Source organism: Pseudoalteromonas galatheae, assembly GCF_005886105.2.
GTDB lineage: Bacteria > Pseudomonadota > Gammaproteobacteria > Enterobacterales > Alteromonadaceae > Pseudoalteromonas > Pseudoalteromonas galatheae.
This window is the reverse complement of record NZ_PNCO02000001.1, coordinates 3,656,709-3,680,971: the sequence shown is the minus strand read 5'-3', so window position 1 is coordinate 3,680,971 and position 24,263 is coordinate 3,656,709. Positions and strand designations below refer to the sequence as shown.

The 24,263-nt window shown below is 42.1% G+C and carries 18 protein-coding genes and 1 pseudogene; 17 read left to right on the top strand and 2 right to left on the bottom strand.

From position 1 onward, the window contains the following. Window positions 1-3: 3 nt before the first annotated feature. The 6 genes from CWC29_RS16380 (at window position 4) to CWC29_RS16355 (ending at window position 9,149) form a co-directional block, all read left to right on the top strand. On the top strand, window positions 4-711 hold the full coding sequence (locus tag CWC29_RS16380) for an ABC transporter ATP-binding protein (RefSeq protein ID WP_138524521.1): 708 nt from the start codon (window positions 4-6) through the stop codon (window positions 709-711). Further along, a complete protein-coding gene (locus CWC29_RS16375; RefSeq protein WP_138524519.1) occupies window positions 711-3,104 on the top strand; it encodes an ABC transporter permease in 2,394 nt (797 codons plus the stop codon). The genes CWC29_RS16380 and CWC29_RS16375 overlap by 1 nt, the downstream gene beginning before the upstream one ends. Before the next feature lie 52 nt (window positions 3,105-3,156). Continuing rightward, complete coding sequence (locus tag CWC29_RS16370; RefSeq protein ID WP_138524517.1) at window positions 3,157-5,544, top strand: ABC transporter permease; 2,388 nt, start codon at window positions 3,157-3,159, stop codon at window positions 5,542-5,544. Window positions 5,545-5,650: 106 nt separating this feature from the next. Then, complete coding sequence (locus tag CWC29_RS16365) at window positions 5,651-6,997, top strand: 3-deoxy-D-manno-octulosonic acid transferase (protein ID WP_138524515.1); 1,347 nt, start codon at window positions 5,651-5,653, stop codon at window positions 6,995-6,997. Window positions 6,998-6,999: 2 nt separating this feature from the next. Continuing rightward, complete coding sequence (locus CWC29_RS16360; RefSeq protein ID WP_138524513.1) at window positions 7,000-8,028, top strand: glycosyltransferase family 9 protein; 1,029 nt, start codon at window positions 7,000-7,002, stop codon at window positions 8,026-8,028. Next, complete coding sequence (locus tag CWC29_RS16355; RefSeq protein ID WP_138524511.1) at window positions 8,025-9,149, top strand: glycosyltransferase; 1,125 nt, start codon at window positions 8,025-8,027, stop codon at window positions 9,147-9,149. The genes CWC29_RS16360 and CWC29_RS16355 overlap by 4 nt, the downstream gene beginning before the upstream one ends. On the opposite strand, the gene CWC29_RS16350 is transcribed toward CWC29_RS16355, so the two are convergent. Next, a complete protein-coding gene (locus CWC29_RS16350; RefSeq protein WP_138524509.1) occupies window positions 9,135-9,581 on the bottom strand; it encodes an REP-associated tyrosine transposase in 447 nt (148 codons plus the stop codon). The genes CWC29_RS16355 and CWC29_RS16350 overlap by 15 nt on opposite strands. A gap of 787 nt (window positions 9,582-10,368) precedes the next feature. Here CWC29_RS16350 and CWC29_RS16345 point away from each other — a divergent pair. Continuing rightward, complete coding sequence (locus CWC29_RS16345) at window positions 10,369-10,668, top strand: DUF6482 family protein (protein WP_128727234.1); 300 nt, start codon at window positions 10,369-10,371, stop codon at window positions 10,666-10,668. 364 nt (window positions 10,669-11,032) lie between these two features. Here the strand turns inward: CWC29_RS16345 and CWC29_RS16335 are convergent, their stop codons facing one another. After that, a complete protein-coding gene (locus tag CWC29_RS16335) occupies window positions 11,033-12,655 on the bottom strand; it encodes a PKD domain-containing protein (protein ID WP_138523897.1) in 1,623 nt (540 codons plus the stop codon). Between the two features lie 149 nt (window positions 12,656-12,804). Between CWC29_RS16335 and CWC29_RS16330 the strand changes: the two genes are divergently transcribed. The 10 genes and pseudogenes from CWC29_RS16330 to CWC29_RS16290 all read left to right on the top strand — a co-directional run bounded on the left by CWC29_RS16330 (window position 12,805) and on the right by CWC29_RS16290 (window position 24,204). Continuing rightward, entirely contained in the window at window positions 12,805-13,587 is a 783-nt protein-coding gene (locus tag CWC29_RS16330) for a DeoR/GlpR family DNA-binding transcription regulator (RefSeq protein ID WP_128727237.1), read from the top strand. Between the two features lie 12 nt (window positions 13,588-13,599). Next, on the top strand, window positions 13,600-15,420 hold the full coding sequence (glmS, locus tag CWC29_RS16325; protein ID WP_138523899.1) for a glutamine--fructose-6-phosphate transaminase (isomerizing): 1,821 nt from the start codon (window positions 13,600-13,602) through the stop codon (window positions 15,418-15,420). 818 nt (window positions 15,421-16,238) lie between these two features. After that, window positions 16,239-16,388, top strand: a complete 150-nt coding sequence (locus CWC29_RS16320) for a hypothetical protein (protein ID WP_235956599.1) — start codon at window positions 16,239-16,241, stop codon at window positions 16,386-16,388. Next, a complete protein-coding gene (locus CWC29_RS16315; protein ID WP_235956598.1) occupies window positions 16,357-16,923 on the top strand; it encodes a TnsD family Tn7-like transposition protein in 567 nt (188 codons plus the stop codon). Before CWC29_RS16320 ends, CWC29_RS16315 begins: the two co-directional genes overlap by 32 nt. Further along, a complete protein-coding gene (locus tag CWC29_RS16310; protein ID WP_235956597.1) occupies window positions 16,910-18,112 on the top strand; it encodes a transposase in 1,203 nt (400 codons plus the stop codon). Before CWC29_RS16315 ends, CWC29_RS16310 begins: the two co-directional genes overlap by 14 nt. Before the next feature lie 15 nt (window positions 18,113-18,127). Next, window positions 18,128-18,526 (top strand): annotated as a pseudogene (locus CWC29_RS23800) (Tn7-like element transposition protein TnsE); the annotation flags it as partial. A 136-nt stretch (window positions 18,527-18,662) separates the two neighbouring features. Then, on the top strand, window positions 18,663-21,194 hold the full coding sequence (locus tag CWC29_RS16305) for a sensor histidine kinase (protein ID WP_138524982.1): 2,532 nt from the start codon (window positions 18,663-18,665) through the stop codon (window positions 21,192-21,194). An 8-nt stretch (window positions 21,195-21,202) separates the two neighbouring features. Then, entirely contained in the window at window positions 21,203-21,847 is a 645-nt protein-coding gene (locus tag CWC29_RS16300) for a hypothetical protein (protein ID WP_138524984.1), read from the top strand. A gap of 20 nt (window positions 21,848-21,867) precedes the next feature. Further along, window positions 21,868-22,452 (top strand): HNH endonuclease, encoded by a 585-nt coding sequence (locus CWC29_RS16295; protein ID WP_167815444.1) that lies wholly within the window; start codon window positions 21,868-21,870, stop codon window positions 22,450-22,452. Between the two features lie 156 nt (window positions 22,453-22,608). Continuing rightward, window positions 22,609-24,204, top strand: a complete 1,596-nt coding sequence (locus CWC29_RS16290) for an N-6 DNA methylase (RefSeq protein ID WP_138524988.1) — start codon at window positions 22,609-22,611, stop codon at window positions 24,202-24,204. The last annotated feature ends 59 nt before the right edge of the window (window positions 24,205-24,263 follow it).

The window sequence follows — 24,263 nt, the reverse complement described above, 5'->3', positions numbered from 1 at the left end:
ACAATGATAAAACTAACTAACCTAAACCGTGTATTTCGTACTCAAGACGTTGAAACTACTGCGCTAAACGATATTAACCTAACCGTTAATGAAGGCGAGTTTGTCGCCATCATGGGCCCGTCTGGGTGTGGTAAGTCTACTTTATTATCCATCTTAGGGATGTTGGATTCACCGTCATCTGGGCAGTTTGAGTTTGCGGGCACGGACATTGCGGGCTATAGCGAAAAACAGCTCTCACAGCTACGTAAAGCGTCTATTGGTTTTGTATTTCAAAGTTTTAACCTGATTGATGAGCTAACGGTGTTTGAAAATGTTGAGCTACCGCTGCAATACCAAAATATCTCAAAAAGTGAACGTAAGCAGCGTGTAGAGCAGATTTTAAAGCGCGTTGCCATCGATCATCGCGCCGATCATCTACCACAGCAGCTTTCTGGTGGTCAGCAGCAGCGTGTGGCGGTTGCAAGAGCGCTGGTTATTAACCCTAAACTTATCTTAGCGGATGAGCCAACGGGTAACTTGGACTCCAAAAACGGCGAAGAAGTCATGGCGATGTTACGCGAGCTAAACCGCGAAGGTACAACCGTGATCATGGTAACGCACTCAGAAAAAGAAGGGTCATACGCGGATAGGCTTGTACGCCTTCTCGATGGCCAAGTAATGCTCGATAAAGCCAATTCAGTGAGGCAACCGCCAAAAGTAGAGGTAGCATAATGATAACGAATTACCTAATCACGGCATTGCGTACATTTAAGCAGCAAAAACAGCATTTTATTTTAAATGTCGTTGGGCTTAGTGTGGGCTTAGCTGCGGCAATTTTGGTCGCACTGTTTGCAAAAAATGAACTATCTTACGATAGCCAGCAACCTCATGCTGAGCGTATTTACCGTATCGGACAGGACTATTCAAAGCTGGGGCTGGCTGTAATACCGATTTCTAACTTCCCCCGCGCTAAAGAGATGGAGCAATATAGTCAGATCGAGTCTGTTTTTGCACTCACAAAAGTTGACTGGACAAATCAAGCTGAAACCGATGTTCAGCATAATGGCCAAGGCTACAAGCTAACAGAAGTGTTAGGGGCTACCCCAAATATCCAAGACTTTATTGAGGTTGATATATTAACTGGTGACTTAAGCAACGCTTTGAGTGTGCCAAATAGTATTGCGTTAAATGAGTCTGAAGCGTTGCGAATTTTCGGTACGATTAATATTGAAGGGGAAACACTTGAATTCAAAGACGGCCAATACACCGTGAGGGCTGTATTTAAGGATTTGCCTGAAAATACGCACTTTTCCTTCAAAAGCTTAGTTTATATTGAGCACGACTTATCTAATTTAGATATCAACTCAAGTTATGTATATCTTAAGCTCACCGAAAATACAGACGTACCTGAGCTTGCGCAAATATTTACCGATAGATACTTTGATGGCCCGATGAAAGGCAAGCTTGCTATTGAGCTACACCCATTACGTGATCTTCACCTCACTGCTAAATCACCATTCGAGATGAAATCAGGAGGAACTGAGCAGGTTGTCGTTATCTGTGCAGGGTTGAGCGTACTTCTTATTCTTATCGCAGGTTTTAACTTTATTAATATGACCATTGCGCAGTCTGCAAAGCGTGCTAAAGAAGTTGGTGTGCGCAAGGCACTCGGTGCAAGCAAGTTGCAACTGGTTATTCAGTTTTTGGCTGAGTCTGTGTTGGTGTCATTATTGTCAATGATTATTGCATGCGTTCTAGTTGAGCTATGTTTACCGAGCTTTAATCAACTTGTGGATCGCGCATTAGTTGTCGATTACATGTCAATGTTGAGCGTTGCAGTCATTGCTGTGGCGATTGCTGTTGGTGTTGGTGCAGGGCTATATCCAGCACTATTTATTTCATCTTTCAGTGCAAAGCGTGTACTCAGTGGTGATTTGCAAAGAGGAAATACGGCAATCTTTGTGCGTAAAAGTCTACTGACCTTTCAGGCTGCATTATCAATTGCTTTGATCATCGCCTCTGTAACGCTACAACAGCAGCTAAAACACCTGCAAGGTTTACCGCTGGGATACGAAACAGCGCAACGCGTTGTGGTCTCAGATTTACCGAAACAGTCTATTTTTTCGAAAGAACCCACTGTGTTAATGAATAGACTTACAGCAATCGATGGTGTTGAAGCATTGAATTTCATCGATACGAAACTGACTGTATCAATCAATAGCAGTGTTTCACCAACGTGGCCAAATGGAGAACAATCAGAGGGGATCACGCCGACTATTGGCGCTGGTTTTAATTTGGTTGAAGGATTAGGGCTGACATTACTCGCAGGGCGTGACTTTAGCCGTACATACGCTGCAGATTGGGCATCTCAAGATGGTAACGGTACTAACGTTGGGGCGATCATAACTGAAACGGTTGCAAAGCAAGCTGGTTTCTCAAACTACCAAGATATTATAGGCCAGACTATTTTGGACAAAGGTCGCGGTTTGAATATGCGAGTTGTGGGCGTTGTGGCTGATGTAAAAGTGGGGAACGCCCAGGACGCAAGCTCTAATATCATTTTTCTGTGCGGATTTAGTCAAAGTACGGTGGGTGAAATCATCATGACGGTAAGCGCTCAAAACATAGCCTATGTGCAAGATCAAGTGATAGAGATTCTTGCTAAGAGCGCCAACCTTTATGAGCCGAATATCAGCCTCATGTCAGATAATTATAAAGCGATTTTGCGTGATGATGAGCGAGTTTCTCTAGTTGTATTGATTTTTACTGGTCTTGCGGTATTCCTGACGTGTTTAGGAACCTTTGGACTGGCATCCTTTGCGACTGCTCGCCGCCAAAAGGAAGTGGCTGTGCGCAAAGTCTTGGGCGCATCACGCTTGAGCATTGTGAATATCCTAGCGAAAGAGTTTCTTTCATTAGTGGCAGTCAGTATCGCGATTGCGTACCCAGTAACCTATTGGTTAGTGGGTGACTGGCTCGCAAACTTTAACGATAGGATAGAGCAGGCGATGTGGATATACGGTATTGCAGCTTTAGTCGTTGCTGGGATCACTTGGTTAACCGTCGCTACCCTTGCTTTTAAAGCGGCGAGTACGCGTCCGTCACTAATTCTACGATATGAATAGTACACCTTTTGCGCGGCCTAGTGAGGCCGCTTCTTGCGTTTAAGGAAGAAGAATGTTGATTGTCAACTTAAGTACTGCGTTACGAGTAGCGAAGAAACAAAAACTCCACTTTGCCCTCAATGTTTTGGGTTTCTCATTGGGCGTGTCCGCTGCATTTTTGATATTACTTTACACCTTGCATGAGCTATCCTTCGATCGATTTCAGCCAAGTGCTGAACGCGTATATCGCGCCGGGGTAGACTTTTCACCACTAGGCCTTGGCACTATTCCAACCGTTAACTATCCCCGTTTACTAAAAGCGAAAGGCCTTGCACAAGTAGACGACGTGTTTGCGTTATTTCGTGCAAAAAATTATGACCCTGCGCTAGGGTATGTCCGCTTTGGTGAAACGTCTTTTCAGTTAAATAATTTATATGTTGCTTCAAGTAATATCATGAGTTTCATAGACCTCGACGTCTTGGAGGGCAATATTGAACAGGCGTTGAGTACACCGGAGCAACTGGTATTGAGTCGCTCCGAAGCCATGCGTTTGTTTGGGCACCTTGATGTAGTCGGACAACGTTTAGATTATAAAGGGGGTGTATACACAGTTGCTGCAGTTTTTGAAGATCTGCCCCCTAATACTCATTTTGCATTCGATAGTCTGATTTACACCAACAAGACCAGCGAAAACTTATATATGCACATGCATTATGTGTACTTACGTCTCAATAACACCAGTAATATTCCAGAGCTGGAGCAGACTGTTACGGATTTATTTGTGCTAGGGGATGAAAAAGATGTGTTATCGATTAATTTAACGCCCCTTGTGGATCTGCACCTATATCATGATGAGCTATCTGAGATGCGCGCTGGCGGAAATGTTCAAGCCATCACTGTGAGTGTAATACTCAGTTTTGCTTTATTGAGCGTCGCTGCCATCAACTTTATTAACTTGAGCATTGCGCAAAGTGGTTGTCGTATTAAAGAAGTAGGGATCCGCAAGTCACTTGGTGCTTCAAGAGCACAGTTATTCTGGCAATTTATTTGCGAATTTTTGGTAGTTGCTTTAGTAACACTCATTGTTAGTGCAGCAATGATTGAGTTGAGCTTACCTAATTTTAATCATCTGGTTGATAGAACGCTTCATTTTACTTTTTTCAGTTGGCAAGGAGGACTTCTGGTGGTGTTATCACTAATTGTCAGTTTGCTAGCTGGAATTTATCCTGCCCTCTATCTCTCAAAATTAAATCCGAAATTAATGTTGTCGGGCCAATCTTCGTTATCTGGCGGTGCAATATGGCTGCGAAAGATATTGCTTATGTCTCAGTTTATTGTCGCCATCGCGTTAATCATTGGTGCAATAACACTACCTCGGCAACTCAGCTTTTTACAAACCTTATCACCAGGTTACAACGTGGAAAATCGTTTATACATAAGAGAGCTACCGAAAGAAGCTATCTTGGCTGGTCCACACTCACCTTTTCTAGATGCAGTGCGAAATATTGACGGAGTGAAACAGGCAGGCCCTCTTGATACGGATTTAACCCATGATATTCAATACAGTTTCAACCCCATATTACCAAATGGTGAAGAGTCAGCAGAGGCTATTGCGGGTATAGGTGTTGGTTTTAATGCCGTATCGCAACTCGGCTTGGAGTTGATCGCAGGACGGGATTTTGCACCAAAGTACGCATCAGATTGGTATACACAACGAGGAAATGAGCGCTTTATTAGTATTATCGTCACTGAATCTGTTACTAAGTTAGCAGGTTTCACTTCACCTCAGCACATCGTAGGAGAAACCATGCGTCGTGGAAAGTTAAATATGACGGTGGTGGGAGTGGTGAAAGATATACAAATTGGCGATGCTAAGCGCAATAACTCTGTGGCGATGCTGTTACCAGGGTACAGCCTAGTGCCAACCGCCGCTATTTTGATAGAAGTCGATAAATCAAAGCAACAACATGTGACGCAACAGCTTACCCAGCTGCTCGCTTCAAGGTTGGGTATTTATGAGCCTGATATTGAGGATTTAGGGGCGAATTTTAGCGCAAACTTTAACGAAGATGTTCGTTTTATTCAGATTGTGCAAACATTCAGCTTACTCACATTGTGTCTTGCGATATTAGGTGTGGTTGGTCTCACGTCTTTTACTGTGTTAAAGAAGCAAAAAGAGGTAGCTGTGCGTAAAGTGCTAGGAGCATCAAGCCTGAGCATCGTCAATATGTTAGCAAGAGACTTTCTGACTTTAGTTGCTGTGAGCATGACCATTGCGTACCCACTTGCCTATTGGCTTGTTGGTGAGTGGCTTGCGAACTTCAATGACCGAATCGATCAAGCGATGTGGATATATGGCATTGCTGCACTGATAGTTGTTGGGAACACTTGGCTTACAGTGGCAGCTCTAGCCCTTAGAGCTGCAGGCATGCGACCAGCATTGATACTACGATATGAGTAGAAAAGAGCCGCTGATGAAAACCGTCAGCATGGAGTTACTGTCAATTTAGTGTCAAAAACCATAGTTACACTGGGGCTAATTCAGGCTTGAATAACAAGGTGTAACTATGGCTAAGGTTAAGACAACCTCTCGTCTTCGTAGAAGATCAGCTAATTCACTTTGGATTGGTGTTTATAACAGTATCCTATTGTTATGTTTACCTTTGATTGCGCTGATCTTATTAAAAAAATGGCTACGTAAGCCGGGTTATAAAAAGCACTTTTTACAGCGCTTGGGTGTCTACGATTGTAAGCGGTTACCCGCCTGCATTCATTTACACGGCGTTTCTGTCGGCGAATGCGCCGCTATTGCTAAACTTATTCCTGAGCTGCGTAAACAGCATCCTCATTTACCCATTGTTTTTACTTGCACCACGGTTGCAGGTTCCGACTATATTGAGCGCAACTGGGGGGAACAAGTCATTCACACCTATTTGCCACTGGACTTTCAATTGACGGTTGGTGCGTTTTTGGCGCATTTTAATCCGCTATTGACCATGTCGGTTGAGATGGAGTGGTGGCCGAACCTTATCCGTCAGTCGCGCAACCAAGGCAGTCGAGTGATGCTGGTGAATGCCCGCATGACCGACAGATCAAAGAATCGTTATGCCAAAATGTTAGGTCTTTTTACCTTTATGGTTTCCAAGGTGCATAAAATCCTGCCGCAAAGTGAGCTAAGTTATCAAGCTTTTCGCGAGTTAGGTGTACCACCTGAAAAACTGATGATGTGCGGTAATATCAAATACGATTGGCCAGAACTGAAATATGCCGACCCAACGCAAAAACCCTCTCAGCTGACATGGATTGCGGGGAGCACGCATGACACCGAAGAAATAGCGGTGGTTGCAGCGCACAAACAGTTGTTACAGCAAAACCCTGCAGCTCAGCTAATTATCGCACCGCGTCATCCTGAAAGATTTGATGAGGTATGGCAGCTGCTGCAAGCAAGTGGGCTGAGTTGTCAGCGTTACTCGCATGCGCCAACACTAACTGCAAATACGCAAGTGTACCTGCTCGATACGATGGGTAAACTATTTGCATTTTATCGTGATGCCCATGTTGCCTTTATCGGTGGCTCGTTAGTTAAGCTTGGTGGTCATAATCCTGCCGAAGCCATTGTCCAAGGGGCTGCCGTCGTAATGGGAAGTAGTCGACGAAATTGTGAAGATATATGTGCGCCGCTGAGTCAAGCTGGCGCACTTGTTGAGGGTAACGAGCCACAGCAAATAGCTAGAGAAGTCATCGGCTTTTGGCAAAATAGTGCAGCAACAGCACAACAAATACAGGTTGGGCAAGCCGCTATCGCAGAGCATAATGGCGCACTACACAAAACCACATCGCAAGTTTTATATCAGTTAAAACAAGCGCAACGGCCAGTCCATAGTACCCGATTACATCCAATGGTGATCAGATAACAATGCAATACAACAATATCCTTATTGTCCGACTCAGTGCTATTGGTGACATCGTGATGGCGTCAGGTCTTATTTCTGCACTAAAGGCACGTTATTCAGAAGCAAAACTGAGCTGGTTAGCAGAGCCAGCTGGCGCGACCTTGCTACAACAAAATCCATTGCTAGATGAGGTGATCCTGTGGCCTCGCAATGAGTGGCAAAAAGTGCGAAAAGCACAGGGGATCATAGCGCTACTGAAGCACGTTAATAGCTTTAAAAAGCAGTTGGCTAGTCGACAATTTGACCTAGTGCTCGACGCCCAAGGACTCCTTAAAAGTGGCGTGCTAGCTTGGCTTAGTGGTGCTCAATACAAGGTTGGGATCAATAGTCGCGAAGGCAGTCAGTGGCTTATGAATAAGGTAGTGACCTCGCCTTGGTCTGCTGATATCAGCTCGGAATACAGAGCTGCAGCGAAATTTTTTGGTGCGCCTGAAATGGCGTTTCAATACTCGCTCATTGCCTCAAAAGAGACACAACAACACGCAGAAGCACTGTTATTTGAGCATACTCAAGGTCAACCTTATGTGGTGTTTTGTCCGTTTACAACGAGAGCACAGAAACATTGGGTAGATGGGCATTGGCGTGAGTTGTATAAACAAGTAAAGCAGTCTATTTGTGCGCATATTATTATGTTGGGTGGACCAAGCGATATTACTCATAGCGAGCGCTTAGAAAAACAGATGCCGGGGATCATTAATCTAACTGGGAAAACGACATTGCTTGAGTGCAGTGAGATCATTCGGGGGGCAAAAGGTGTGATAGGTGTTGATACTGGGCTAACTCACATGGCGATGGCGCATCATACCCCGGTTATCGCATTGTTTGGCTCAACCTTACCGTATGAAAACACCTTCAATCCAAATGGTCGTGTGCTGAGTGATAAACTTGCTTGCTCACCATGCAAACGTCGGCCAACCTGTGAGGCTCGTTTTGATTGTATGGTGGGGCTCACGCCACAAAGAGTCTCGAACGCACTAGGAGAAGTGCTATGAAAGTTCTGCATATTGAAGCGGGTCGTCACTTATATGGCGGCGCACAACAAGTGGTGTATTTAACCCAAGCGTTACAGCAAAAGGGCATTGAGAACGTGCTGGTTTGCCCGCCTAATAGTGAAATAATAGCAGCCGTTGATAAGCAAGTTGTTGTGGAACCCGTGAAAATGGCAGGGGATCTCGATGTCATGCAATGGTTGCGTTTACGAAGGGCTATAGCCCATCATCGGCCTGATTGTGTTCATATTCACAGTCGTCGAGGGGTTGATACGTGGGGCTTACTGGCCGCGAAGTCGCTTAATGTTCCTGTTATTTTATCGAGACGAGTCGATAACACCGAGCCGCGCTGGTGGTCAAAATTAAAATACCCAGCCTACGATAAAGTTATCGCTATTTCAGAAGGGATCCGCCAAGTATTACTCTCGCAAGGTATTGCTCCTGAGCAAGTAAAGTTAGTCCACAGTGCAGTCGATACCCAGCGCTTTACACCAAGTAGCGCGGAGCGGCAATGGTTGCTTGATGAGTTTGAGCTGCCACAAAATGCCTTGGTCGTGGCTAATTTTGCGCAGCTGATAGAGCGCAAAGGGCAGGATGTGATCATGCGTGCAGCCAAGCAACTCATTGCTGAGCATCCTAATTTACGTGTATTACTGTTTGGCCGAGGGCCAAAGCTGCAACAGTATCAAGCGCGTATAGATGAGCTGGGGCTGCAAAAAATTGTTCAGCTGGTGGGGTTTCGACAAGACGTAGCACGTATTTTACCAGCGGTTGATATTGTTGCACATCCAGCATCGATGGAAGGGTTAGGTGTCGCATTATTACAAAGTAGCGCATCTGGTGTGCCTGTTGTAGGCTTTGCTGCCGGTGGTATTCCCGAAGCAGTTGCGCACAATGAAACCGGATTACTCGCTCCGGTTGGTGATCAAGCTCAGTTTACCCAAGATCTTAATCGCTTTCTTAAGGACTCGATTTTACGAGAGCAAATGGGCCGTAAAGGCCGCGCTAAAATGTGCAGTGAATTTGCCATTGAGGTGATGGCAGAAGGTAACTTGTCAGTGTATAGAAGCGTGTTAACTGAGTTGGGAAGAAAGCCTTTAACCAGTCAATCACAGAAAGTGTGAGTTCCAATAAGGATACTCACCAATGTGGCTTACTAGCTTGGTTCTTAGTGGGTTTGCGGCAATATACCGGGCAATGGTATGCCTATCTTCTGTGATCCTGAGCTGATGATCGTAATACGCGCTTTGCCAAATTCTGTATTTTGAATCCAATTGTTTATTTAGCAGGTAAGCGGTTCTGCCTTTTAACTCTCCAACAACCTTACCAAGTTGCGTATTTCCAAGTGTCAGTAAGCCATGAAAGTGATCTGGCATTAACACCCATGTTTGCCAGCGGCACTCAAACTTTTGTTCATTATGTGAGATAGATTGGCAAAACAATCGTGCCAGCCGATAATCCGTAAAATAGGGCGTGCGTTTATGGCAGTTAAACGTAATGAAGTATTCCGCGTACGGGATTGATATCCTGCCTTTTCTCAGGTCATTCCAGCTCATGTGCATTCCTTGCAATTGAGAGATGAATTTTAAAGATAATCCCTTTGATTAAATCTGTCGAGGTAAACCTCGACCTACGGTTGGGTGGTAGGTCGTGATTTAGCACGACATTAGGTTCCGAATGGATAAAATGATTATCCCGTCGAGGTAAACCTCGACCTACGAATGGATGGTAGGTCGTGATTTATCACGACAACAGGTTTGCGGTGGATAAATGATTATCCCGTCGAGGTAAACCTCGACCTACGGTTGGATGGCAGGTCGTGATTTGGCACGACATTAGGTTCCGAATGGATAAATGATTATCCTACCGAGGTAAACCTCGACCAACGTTTGGGTGGTAGGTCGTGATTTATCACGACAGGTTTGCGAATGGGTAAATGATTATCCTACCGAGGTAAACCTCGACCAACGTTTGGGTGGTAGGTCGTGATTTATCACGACAGGTTTGCGAATGGATAAATGATTATCCCGTCGAGGTAAACCTCGACCTACGGTTGGGTGGTAGGTCGTGATTTATCACGACAGGTTTGCGAATGGATAAATGATTATCCCGTCGAGGTAAACCTCGACCTACGGTTGGATGGTAGGTCGTGATTTAGCGCGACATTAGGTTCCGAATGGATAAAATGATTATCCCGTCGAGGTAAACCTCGACCTACGAATGGATGGTAGGTCGTGATTTAGCACGACAACAGGTTCGCGACAAAACATTCACGACAATCAAGGTGAACCAAACACGCACATGGGCCGTTTAATAATTAGTCGGTTAATCGAGGAGAGCACTATGCTTGCTGCCACACTCAAAGAAAAAATCGCTAATAAAGAACTCCATGCCATCGTGCTTAGCTACGCGGATTCAAATCACTACCTTGCGGGTGGTCAAGATAGTGATGGAAACTTACACATCTTGATGCATGCAGAGGGTAAACTCACACCATTTAACTCGTTGCGAGAAGCCGAGAAAAAGCTGTCTGAGCTCGGCGCAACACAAGCCTTCTTTAGGGTTGAGTCAGCCTATGACGAGTGCGGTCCTACTAATTCACAAAGCAATGGTGTGGATACAATGGAAATAAGAAATCTCTAGGGCCTGTTGACCTTTGCTGTTTGATTTTTGTTCTTCTGAGTGTGTTTTGGTCGCGACGCTCGACTTGCCGCCTAGTAATCTAGGCAAAAGTTGAGCAACAATGAACAAAGCGCACTCAGATGAACCCAAAGGGCAGCGCTTGATTAGCATTTATTCTGTGTTGCCCCACAAGGATGTGGGGTAAGGTGACTTTGCAGGAGCACAAAGTCTTTATCGCCAGACTTACATAGAATGACTATGCCACGCTGGCTCTGCCTTGTATAAATACCAATCAAACTGCTGCAAAAACAAACTTGAAAGATCAACAGGCCCTAGTATATATGGCAAACAAAGAGGCGGCGCGAGCTAAGCGCCGCCTCGAACCTTACTTGACGACAAATGTAATGCGTTGATGTCCTGAGTAAGGGGATATGTTATCCCTAGCGTAAACAAGTACCTGATAGGTGCCTGCGGTAGTTAAAGGCAATGTGGCAGTGTTACTTGTTTCAGTTCCGATGGGGGCGACCGTACCATTTGGCAATATCACCAGCCAAGTGAAGGTAATGGGGTTGGCTTCTTTGTCATAAGCGTTCGCTTTAAGGGTTAAACGGCTACCTTTGATTTTGTTCCCATCTACTTCTATGTCGGTAACGATTGGCGCATAGTTTGCCGGATCTTCGACCTTTATGGCGACAAGTCGACTGGTGGTATGTTCCCCATCAGATGCATCAGCTTGTACAACATATAGCCCTGCGACATCAAAGCGGGTGCTAGCGCGATTATTGGCTTCAGTAACAATGGTTGCTTGGCTAGCGGCAGGTTTATTTAGCCACTTCCAGTGTAGCTCTACTTGTGCGTCTTCTGGATCTTGGACTTCGGCGATGAATTCTTGCTCTGTTAGGGTAAATGTGTTGAGCAGTGGGCCCGGCGTTATATTCAGTACCGGAGGTGCATTTCGGTCACGGTTAAATGAAGTCGAAATTTGACCTGTTTTTGCCTGTTTCTCTGAGACCGTAATCATTTTTACTACTGACTCTGTTCGGTCGCTATTTCTATCTTTGAGCGTAAAGCGAACTTTGTATTCTCCAGCGATATCAGGGGTGAAGAAGGAGAGATATGCCATAGTATGGGCCAGTTTTGCCTGACTGCCAGCAGGAATACTGTCGAAGCTAAACATCGGAGTCGCAAAATTGTATTGCATGCTGTCTCTAGCATTTAGGGTAACAAGATCGTTCACTTTGGCGGTGTCAGGTGCATCCAACAATGCTTTAAGCTCTGGTCTGTCGTCATACACTTCTATCTGTTGGGTGACTGTATCAGAATAGGTTTTGCCATCATGTACCGTTAAACTAATCGTGAATATGCCATAGTCTCTCCCTACAAAAACGGCATATTCCCCTTCTGGATTGATAAGATGGAAGTCTAACGCATTATTAGCACTGGTCACTTGCCACTTATAATTAAGGCGGTCGCCGTCGGGATCTGAGCTGTCTTTCGCGCTTAGTGTTATTTGCTCACTTTTTACCGCTCGTTCTTTAAAAGGGGTAATTACCGCCGTGGGGGCGCTATTGGTGGGTTCAACGGGTTTATCTGTGACTTTTACTGACACTTTGGCAATTGATTCTTGTGAATCAGATTTAATGGTTAGCTGAGCCTCATAATTACCCGCTACATCCGCAATAAACTCACTCAACAAGCTGCTCTTATCGGCTATTTGCGCCTTACTATTTTCTGGTTTTGTGGTGAGTGACCATGTCACTTTGGCGTTAGCAGAAACTACGCTGCTAGTTCCTACAAGTCTGACTGTTGCACCTGTATAAACCGATTGAATTGGGCTTATTTTTGCCTCAAGTTGGGTGTTATCTGTGCCGGAGTTATCCGTGCCAGTATTATTATTGCTATCACTACTGTTATTGTTGTTATCGGTAGCGCTTGACCCTCCTGAGCCGCCACATGCTGTTAATGTCGCGCCAAGGAATAAAGCCAATAATATTAATCGTCTGTTCATTTAATTGTCCCTTTATTATATCCAGTTAGACAAAATACCCGCTTTAAAATATTTAATCTAGTTAAAATTTGCTCTGCACAAAAATTAGCTTGTCCAAATATAAAAGTTTCGACTATAATCGCCTTAAATTTCGAAACGAAACTTATTTGATGACAAAACGAAACACTCAACAGCGCAGACACACCATCCTTGCATGGGTAAATGAATACGGTGAAGTCAGCGTAGAATCACTCGCGGCTGAGTTTGAAACATCAGAAGTTACGATTCGTAAAGATTTAACGGCATTAGAAAAAAGTGGCTTATTACTGCGCCGCTATGGCGGTGCTATTGCCCTCCCTAAAGAGATCACGGCGTCGGGTAAAGACGAGCAAGATTCAGCACGTAAAACAGCCATCGCGAAAGCCGCCGCAGCGCTTATTAAAGATCACAATCGCATTATTATTGATAGTGGCAGAACCACCGAAACCTTAATCCCAGAGCTTGCGCAAAAGCGTGGCTTAGTCGTCATGACGAATGCGATGAATATTGCCAACCGCTTGTTATCGCTTGAAAATGAGCCAACGTTATTGATGACCGGCGGGACGTGGGATCCACATTCTGAATCATTTCAAGGGCAAGTAGCAGAACAAGTACTACAATCCTACGACTTTGATCAGCTTTTTATTGGAGCCGATGGCATTGATGTAGAACGTGGCACAACCACATTCAACGAATTAATTGGGCTGAGCCGTGTGATGGCAAAGTCAGCCCGTGAAGTGATTGTGATGGTCGAATCCGACAAGATTGGCCGTAAAATTCCGAATTTAGAAATACCTTGGGCACAGATCACCACTTTGATCACCGACAACAACTTGGCAGATGACCTTCGCCAAGCGATCAAAGCACGTGGCATACAGCTTATCTGTGCTGAATTACACACAACGTGCAAATAAAATGGAGAGATTATGTGTGGAATCGTAGGCGCTGTTGCTGAGCGTCCAGTAAACAAAATTCTTATCGAAGGCCTAAAACGCCTTGAATACCGTGGTTATGACTCTGCGGGTGTAGCACTTTGCGAAGGCGGCGCACTCAACAGTGTGAAAGCCGTAGGTAAAGTGGTAAACCTAGAATCTGCGCTTGAAAATGCAGAAGTAAAAGGTACTACCGGTATCGCGCATACGCGCTGGGCAACACACGGCGGCGTAACAGAGGCTAACGCGCACCCGCATATTTCTAACAGCGAAATTGCGCTAGTACACAACGGCATTATTGAAAACCATGAAGGTTTGCGCAGTGCACTCAAAGAAGACGGCTATGAGTTTTTATCTGACACCGACACCGAAGTAATGGTGCACCTGATCCATCAACTCAGACAACAGCACACTACATTACTTGCTGCTGTGCAAGCCGCGGTAAAACAGCTTGAAGGTGCATACGGTACGGTATTATTTGATAAAGCAAACCAAGATGAAATCATCGTGGCACGCTCAGGCAGCCCACTGGTGATCGGTCTTGGCCTTGGCGAAAACTTTATCGCCTCTGATCAGCTCGCGCTATTACCAGTAACCCGCAGCTTTATCTTTTTAGAAGAAGGCGATGTAGCACGCATTACTCGCGAAACGGTAGAAATCTTCGACATAAACGGCAATCCTGTAGAACGCGAAGTGGTTGAGTCTAACATCACGCAAGATGCGTCGGGCAAAGGTGAATATCGCCACTACATGCTAAAAGAAATCTACGAGCAGCCAATGGCCGTACGTAACACACTTGAAGGCCGTTTAGACAACGATCGCGTCAGTATCGACGCATTTGGCGACAACGCTAATGAAATCTTTAAAGATGTAAAACACGTTCAGATCATCGCATGTGGTACGTCTTACCACTCAGGCATGGTGGCGCGCTACTGGCTAGAGCAATTTGCAGGCGTAAGTTGTAACGTTGAAATTGCCTCAGAGTTTCGCTACCGCGACTCATTCGTTCACGAAAACAGCCTATTGGTAACCATTTCACAATCGGGTGAAACCGCAGACACGCTTGCGGCACTGCGTCTTGCCAAAGAGCAAGGCTATATGGCATCGATGACCATCTGTAACGTACCAGGCTCATCACTTGTACGTGAGTCAGATCTTGCCTTTATGACCAAAGCAGGCGCAGAAATCGGTGTGGCATCAACAAAAGCCTTTACGACCCAATTAGTTGGCTTATTGATGCTAACGGCATCGATCGCGCAGGAAAAAGGCCGTGACCAAAGTGCAATCGTCAACGCCATCAAAACCCTGCCAACCAAGCTTGAAGAAACCCTAACAATGGCGGATGGTATTGAACTTCTTGCAGAAGAATTCGCCGACAAACATCATTCATTGTTCTTAGGTCGTGGCTCACAATACCCAATCGCAATGGAAGGCGCGCTTAAGCTTAAAGAGATCTCCTACATCCACGCCGAAGCCTATGCAGCAGGCGAGCTAAAGCACGGCCCGCTCGCGCTTATCGACGCGGATATGCCAATCATCGTCGTTGCACCAAACAACGAACTGCTTGAAAAGCTCAAATCAAACGTTGAAGAAGTACGCGCACGCGGCGGTATCATCTATGTATTTGCAGACAAAGACTCAAACTTTGCCTCAGACGACACCATGCGAGTAATGAACGTCAACCACGTAGAAAACATCATCGCCCCAGTGGTTTACACCATCCCACTACAGCTACTTTCATACTATGTAGCCGTGATCAAAGGCACCGATGTTGACCAACCGAGAAACCTCGCAAAGAGTGTAACGGTAGAATAAGAAAAGGCGCGCAAGCGCCTCAGATGTGGGTGAACAATAAAGTTTCACCCCATACAATAAAGTATCATCCCAAACAATAAAGTTTCATCCCAAACAATAAAGTTTCATCCCAAACAATAAAGTTTCATCCCAAACAATAAAGTTTCATACTGATTATGCGGTTCTGTCCGGTGCCATAACTTATACAAAAGTTAAGATGTGGAGTAGCCGCCATTTTTGTTTCAACTAACAATTCACTGATAGCACTACTCGAATTGGTTCCACTCTATTTATTAATCCAGTTTAAAATACATTCCAGCCGCAATTACGAATAATGACGTCATCAAGCTAAGAGTTGGTAGGTTATGTCTCCGAGATACTTACCTTCAAGACATGCCTTTGGTGTACGGTCTCGGCTATTTTGCTGTACCTCAAATCCATCTTTCCGACTCTGCTAGATTGTTTTGTATCCAAATAATTGTACTTTAAAGAGGTATTCAATATGAAACTACGAGATAAGGGCAAGATAGAGGTAAAAGGTGTTATGAGTAAAAAAGGAGCTGATGAGGCTTGTAGATTAATTGCCAAGGGGCAGTGCTTTGAATCTACATGCCGCGGGTTTTCTCTACTGATTGCTGCGGTGTGCCTTTTGGCCAACTCCATTTTAGAGGTGTGGCTATGAAGATGCTGTAAAGTAACACTAATTTTTTAACTCTGGCCAGAGTTAGTTGACGTTTTCACTGGATTTGAGCGCTCACAGTGACTTCATGAATTAATAAATTTGCATCACACTTTCACTCTAGCTATGGTGAAATTTCAATCAGTTATAGCGGTATATTATGTCTAGGAAGATTGGACATACTGAGACGCAATATCTTAGCTGGATAAAAGAGGGGCGTGGTACTGGCGAGTATCAGGATTACAAGCCGTGGTTAACGGTTTATGATGCGCCATCCGATGGTCGTATACACCGAGCCTGTGGTAGTTGACCAAACTCGTCGCACAAAGTGGCAAAGCGCTGTGGCCAAGTTTGGCGTTAAAGGCGCAAGGCAAACCGGTTTTGCTCACCTTTACACATGGCTATATCGGCATGACAAACAGTGGCTCATGCAATTTAATCAAGGATCGATGCGACCAAATGTTGCAGAACCAAGTAGGGTTGATTGGCCGAAAAGAGATAAGGAATTTGTTAGGCAACTAATTAATTTAATGAATAAATTTGAAAATCAATTAGATACTGCGCGATATACAATCACTTGGTTCGCAACTCACGCAAACATTCCATTGTCTCAGATCAAAAAAACACATAAGTTACCTTTATGTAAATTGTTTTTTAATAAATATTGTGAAACTATAGAGGAATACCAATGCCGTCGTATCGCTGTGGCATGTATTCGTTGTATTGCAAAACATCAAATACTCAAAGCTTGGCGAATTGAACGTATGGCAGGACTAAACGAAAAAAGGACCCGGCCACTCGCGTCGCAATTGCTAGGATTTGCAGTAAAGTATGAACCAAGTTGATAGATTTAAAACGCTACCAGACAACGCCAGAATACAGGCGATAGGTAATCTGTTTAAATACAATAACCGCAAAACTTGGGATATTGGTGTTCGTTTTAAGCAATCTACGCGCAAAGCCCTTAAGTTTAGCCAGCTACCCTATTTAAGCCGACAAGTCGTACTAAACCAAACAGTTGATGCCTTGCCCCTAGGTTTCCCGATTGAATTTACTTTACCCGACCGTGCATTTTGGCAAACCGCCACGGTGGGCGACAGCGGTTTAGTGACGTATAAGCTGAGCGAAGAACAATCGCAAAAATGCTTTGTGTTTGAAAGTGCAGGCAAAACAATTTATTTACCACAGTTGGAGCTGGCCAGAGGCTTATTTTTTACAAACAACTATCTGGCAAACGCCGCATTAATTAATAGTGCGCTCGACTTAGAGTTTTACGTTGACCAAGACCCAAACGACGATGATAGAGAGTTTCCTTTGGATCTCGTGATCAACGCCTTACCAACAACACTATGCCCAAAAGTACTGTTTGATGATGAAGGATTTAGACATCAAATCGCTTGGATATTACTAAACAGTGACATTAAAAACGCGTTTAACAGTATCTATCAGTATTTTTCGCAAGAGCGAGTTAGGGCACCTAACGTAGAACGTTGGACGTTTCGATTCGATCCACCTCAGCTCAAGGGTGTAAAAGTGGCGGCAAGAGGTTGGAAGTCACTTGATGAAAGCACCTGGTTTATCAATCGCATAGAATTGTTAGATGGTTTGTTCTTCCCTGATATTTCGGATATTGGTTATTCGCACCCAAACTCAACCGAAATCAAACCTAGTTCGGGTAAAGGAAAAGGTGGCACCTACCCACAGTTGCCTTCGCAGCGAGAAATCGACGAAGAAAGCGATGGAAGCGAAGATAACGAGTCTGCATTGATATTCTGTGATGCAACACAGCGGATATACAACAGAGTTCCTCGCACTCGTAAAGTTTACGCCAAAGCTCGGAATAGCTTAGGGGGCAAAGAGGACGAGGACAAACCCAGCACCCTACCACCCGAGGTAAGCACCGATGATTCAAATTCACGTGGTGATAAGCCTCGGGCTGTAGTTGATGGTCTTGATGACCAAACCGACAACGCCCACTTATATCTAAATAAGTTCGATAGCTTCTTCAAAATGCTGAAGATATTAGAAAAATAGCATGGTGTTAAGCAAAATAATCCTGTCATTCGTAAGCTGCCTGCTGTTGGCCGAAGTAGAAGCCATTTGATGAATGGTTGGTCTGCGAGGTGTATGGCTGTAGTACGAGTTGAATATAAAAACAAAGGCTATTTCCTGTTAGAAGTGGATACTTCAGATGGTAGAGCATCCATCGCCACCAAAATCATTTCGGCTCAAGCATTAGCGCCAAAAGGCAAGTTACGAGACTTTATATTGGAGATAGAACAAGGGCTGCTTAGCAACCAATTCAGCTGGCCAAAGAAATACTTTGATGCACTGGTTGGTGAAGGCAATCACAAAAGTGTGTCGCATCAACCTTCAAAAAATATCGGAAAGCTTACAGAAGAAAAAGTAGAAAGGTGGGCTGAACGGATGCTAATAGTGTTGAAATAAATAAAAATTATTGTTTTTAATAAATAAAGTGAATTATAATTTTTGGTAAATAGGCAGAGACATAGATGCTATTCTTTTACATGAAATGCTGCTTACAAATTACCTCTGATAAATTGAAAGGAGTTAATGATTAAAAATGAAAGAAATCCCTTTTAAAGTCTCTGCTCGTGCTGCTCGTTTAATTGGTGCGGAAAATATTGCCAATGCAGAGAGTGCAGTTATTGAGCTCATTAAAAATTCATATGATGCTGATGCTGAAACTTGTTTAGTTTACTTTGAACATATTTTCGATGAAATTCCCTCTAGCTTTACTCATCAAGAGTTCGAATATCTCAGCGCTTCACCGTCTTTTGATAAATTTTCAAGCTTTTTTAAAAGGCTGTCAGATGATTGCTATAAAATTGGAATATCGTCTTCTGATGAAAGTTTAAAAGAGAGTACATCATATGAATTATTAGTCAGCTGGTTGACCAATTTATGTCGAGTTTGGATTGTTGATGATGGTCACGGAATGAATGAAAAGACCATAGAAAACAACTGGATGACTATTGGGACTAATAACAAGGAAAAGTCACCAACCACAAAAAAATTCATTCGGATTAAATCTGGGGCAAAAGGATTAGGTAGATTTGCACTTGATAAATTAGGAGCTTTATCAAGCGTTTATGTCTATCCTGACAAAGAGTACTATCAACTAGATAAAAATAATTCATGTCTAGAGTGGTACAATTGGTGGGAGAATTTTCTTGCAGAAGGTAAGACTCTAGATAGCGTTAAAGCGCAGTTAGATTATGGTGCACTGGATAATTTATTTCATACAAAGTACTTACCTGAAGATATTTTTGATAATGATTTGGGTTTTAAGTTTAAAAACCATGGTGTAGTTATTTGTTGTGATTACAACAAAGAAAACTGGCACAAAGAAAGACAAAAAAGGCTTTGCGATAGCTTAGAAACTTTAATACCACCGAATGAAAAAGATAATTTCTCATTATTTTTTGTTTCAAATAAATATAGTGAGCTTAATAAAAAGATATCGTCCGCCGTCAATACAAATTTTGACTACAAGGTAAGTGCCCAATTAGGTGATGATAATTCAGTTGTTATTGATATAGATCGAAATGAATTTGAAGTTTCAGAGTTTCCAGAAGAGTTTTATGAATCAGAAAGGTTTAAAAATTTAGGCTCTTCAATTGATGATTTTAAGAAAGGTAGACAAAGGCATTGTTTGACCCTTAAAAACCTCTTCCCCAAACTTGATGAGTTTGATTCTATCGGTAACTTTTCGCTTAGTTTCTACTTTTCCAAATTAGGCAGTCCAGGTAAGGAAGATCGTGAAAAGTTTTTATATAAGTCTTTTGACTTATCTACAAGAAAAAGTTGGGCTGATACTTTTGGTGGCATTAGGATTTTTAGAGATAATTTTCGAGTTCGGCCTTATGGTGAACCCGGTGCTGCGAAAGATTGGCTTGGTTTAGGGGATAGAGCAGCTAGTAGCCCCGCCGGTATAGGTAATCCTGATGGTGGCTGGAGGGTAAGGCCTAACCAAATTTCTGGAGTTGTGAGTATTTCTCGTGTGAATAACCCTAGATTAGCAGATAAGTCAAGCCGAGAAGGGATCCAAGAAAATGATGAGTTTGCACAATTTAAGTCAGTAATATTAAAAATACTAGAAATCTTTGAAAATGATCGAGCTGAGATTGGCGCTGAATTGAAAGCTATTTACGATCAAAAAAATGCAGAGTCCCAAAAGGAAGAGCAGGCAAATACAATATCTAAGCAAGTGTTAGAAGGTTCAAAAAACAAGGAAGGTAATAATGAGGAAGAGGTATCTCCTGAGCAGAAAAATTTAAAGTTATTAGCTTCTCAGTATGAAAAGAAAAAAGAACAAATTGAAGAATTAAGGGAAGAGCAAAAGATTTTAAGAAGTCTGGCAACAATAGGTACTATTAGCTCTTCATTTAGTCACGATCTAAAACTTTTACATGGAAAGTTAGTAAAAAGGTTTATACCTGTTCAGAGAACTCTTGAGGCTAATCATGAGTATTCTATCAATAATAATCTTGATTTTACTGAAGACTTGCTAGACTCAATAGAGCGTATTAAAATATTTAAAAATCAAGATAACTCCATGAAAGATTGGATTAATTTTTCACTTCTTGGTGTTAAGAAGGACAAAAGAAGAAGACGAAAAGTCTATTTAGATCAGTATTTAAAGCAGTTGAAAAAAATATGGGAAAAAAAGCTAGATGATAGAAGTATTGATTTCGATGTAGACGTTATTCCTAAAGATATTGCTCTAAAGTGCTTTGAAATTGATTTGGATTGTATTTTTAATAATTTAGTAGTGAATAGTGTTGAAGCTTTTTCCCAGAAGGATGCACCTTCATTAAGAAAAATTAATATAGAAATCCACAGTAATGAGACAGATGTTATAATTATTTATTCGGACTCTGGCCCTGGTTTGTCGAAGGATATAGTAAATCCACAACGAATTTTTCAGTGTTTCTTCACCACAAAGGTTAATGAGCATAGTGGTGAAGATGAGGGGACTGGAATTGGAATGTGGATGGTTAAAAGTACTATTAATGAATACAGGGGTAATACAAAGCTACTGTTAGATAAAAGTGGTTTTGGATTAGAGATTCAAATACCAAAGAATTTATAAGGAAGAAAATGAGCTCCAAGTTTAAAGTAATTTATGTTGACGAAGATCCCGAAGCCAGAACAGATTTTAAGCTTAATTTTGTAAATAAAGAAAGTTGTGACCTTATAATCGTCCATCCTGAGTTTGAACTTGATGATATGGTCGAGTTTATTATTGCTGAGTCTCCTGAAGCTGTAGTAACCGATTTTCGATTGAAAGACAAAGAGCCTCAAGTAACATATGATGGCGTTGATCTCATTAAAAAGATTAAAGAAATTAAATCTAAACTTCCTTGCTTCGTTTTAACAAGCTATGAAGGAGAAGCAATTAATGTCGCTTTGGATGTGAACTGGATTCACGATAAGGAAGAGATTCATGAAGATGAGAATGATAGACCTGTTTTTAGCCAAAAAGTTATTCAACAAATTCATGTTAATCGTGGAATATTAGAAAGATTACTTAGCAAGAAACAAGGGTTATTCACGATATTACAGCAAAGGGACCTAACGGAAATAGAAGAAAGGGAATTAGTGGAGTTAAGTAATGAAATTGAGATGTTTATATTTAACGATATTAAAATTCCTAAAGAAATAAAGTCCTATGATGGCTTAGCTAAGTTAGATTCCTTGATCAGCCTTTCAGATAGGCTATTAGAAGAAATTGATAAAAATTAGAAGAAATGAAAGGATTCCCTATGTCTTTACGAAGATTAGTTCCCCAAAGACGAAGTGAGATCAAGCAATACGCTACATATAGAAGTTATAAGCGATTTCTTAGAGAAGACTTTAATAAACGTTGTGGTTATTGTGATGCCGATGATAAATTTTTAGGGGCAGCAGTAGCGTTTCATGTTGATCATTTCGCACCACAAAAGAAGTTTGATGAACTGAAAACTGACTATAAAAACCTTATTTACTCTTGCCGATTTTGCAATGGAGCTAAATCAGATTACTGGCCTTCCGAGTGCCATCTAACTTCAGTGATTGATGAAGAGGGAATAATTGATCCATGTGATTCTGAATACGATAAGCATTTAGCTAGGAATGATAAAGGTTATATTTATCCTTTGACTAAATTAGGTGGCTTCATACATAGGCTATTAAAACTTGGATTAACGCGACATAGTGTTTTGTGGAAACTCCATCGTATCGAGGAGAATTTAAATAAAATGGATCGCCAAAGAGACCGATTATCTGAAGAGCAGCTAACAACATACCAATTATTATCTTCTGAATATAGGAGTCTAATAGCCTATATTTGCGAGTACGGAGATAAGTAAGCATAAGTTGTTCTACGAACAATCAAATTCCTTTTACTTAAATTAAATTTTTTACCTGCAGACAAGAAGTTCTTTATTGATGTACTATATAGAGATAGTTTCGATTGATGTCATGGTGAAAAGTGCTTATACCTTCAGTGCAAGGAACGCTAAAAAGTGAGTAAAAAAAGTGGTTCCTACTACACCCCAAGAAGTTTAGCTACTTTTATGGTTCAATATTTATCAGGAGACTTGTATTCTTCGAAAAAGCGTCTTGATATTCTTGAGCCTAGTTGCGGTGATGGTGTCTTTTTAAGTGCCATACATGAGGAGTTGTCTGAACTTTTTTATAAGGTTGATGCAATAGACTTAGACTTGGCTGCTGTTGAAAAGGCACACGCTCTAAACTTGCCTAACGATTACAATATATTTCATGCAGATTATCTTGAATGGAGCATAAAAAGTGATAAGTGTTATGATCTTATTATTGGTAATCCACCTTATATTTCTAAAAAACTGCTGTCTCAGAAGCAGAAAGAAAGTTGTCGTAAAGCTCATGATAAGACACAAGGCTTTGGTAGTGAGGTAAATAATATATGGACTTCGTTTTTAAGTGATGCGATTTATAGAGTAGCTGAGAAGGGAATAATTGCATTTGTCCTACCAGCAGAAATATTGAAAGTGAAATTTGGAGAACGTATTCAGAAAACTCTGCTGAATTACTTTGAACGGATTGAAATATTTACTTTCTCTTCGAATGTTTTTCCAAATATTGAGCAAGATACGATTATTTTATTTTTATATAAAGCTCATGAGTCAGAAGGTTTGTATTTCACCACTATTAGCTCATCTTCATGCCTAATCAATAGGAAGTTTAAATTAAAGCGTAAGCGCTCGTTGGAAAAACAAAAATTAAAGTGGAGCGCATATCCATTATTAGAGTATCAGATCACACATGCCCATAAGGTAAAGAAATTAATACCTCAAATAATAGATTATTGTGAAACTATTCCTGGTATTGTTACCGCAGCAAATAGCTACTTTATAGCTTCGCAATCTACCGTTGATGAATATGATTTGACGTTGTTAAGCCAACCTATTGTTCAGAAAGGTATTTATGTGAATGGCTGCGTAAAGCTTTCCAAGAGTAAAATGGGGAAGCTCATAGAAGATGGGAAACCTGCATTCTTCTTAGATTTATCTAAATCAGATCCAAGCAACCCAAAACATAATGAGTATCTTAAGTCAGGAGTTGAACAGAAAATTCCAGAACGTTATAAATGCACCTTGAGAGAAAACTGGTATGAGGTACCGGGGGCATGGATTGCAGAAGGGTTTTTCTTTAAAAGATGCCACGATTACCCCAAATTAATCTATAACGAAGCGTCAGCTTTGGTTACAGATGCATCTTACAGAATTAAAATGAAAGAAGGGTTTGATATAAAGTCATTGATTTTTTCCTTTTATAACTCAATGACCTTAGCATTTGCTGAAATTCAAGGTAGGTACTATGGCGGGGGGGTCTTAGAATTGACTCCGTCAGAGTTTAAGTCTTTACCTATCCCCTATATTGAAATTACAGATGAGTTATTTGATGAGTTTGTAATCCAATTTCACAATAAAAAGTCAATAGAGGATATATTAAAGTTTAATGATGAAATATTGCTTAAGGATGGTTTGAATATGCCACTTTCTGAAATAATGTCATTTAAACAGGTTAGAAATACCTTACTTCAAAGAAGGTTGAATATAAGTAAAAGTCAATTTACGTAATAGAAAGAACTTTTATATTAATATGAGGCTAGTAAAGAGTAAGTAATCCCCATATTTTG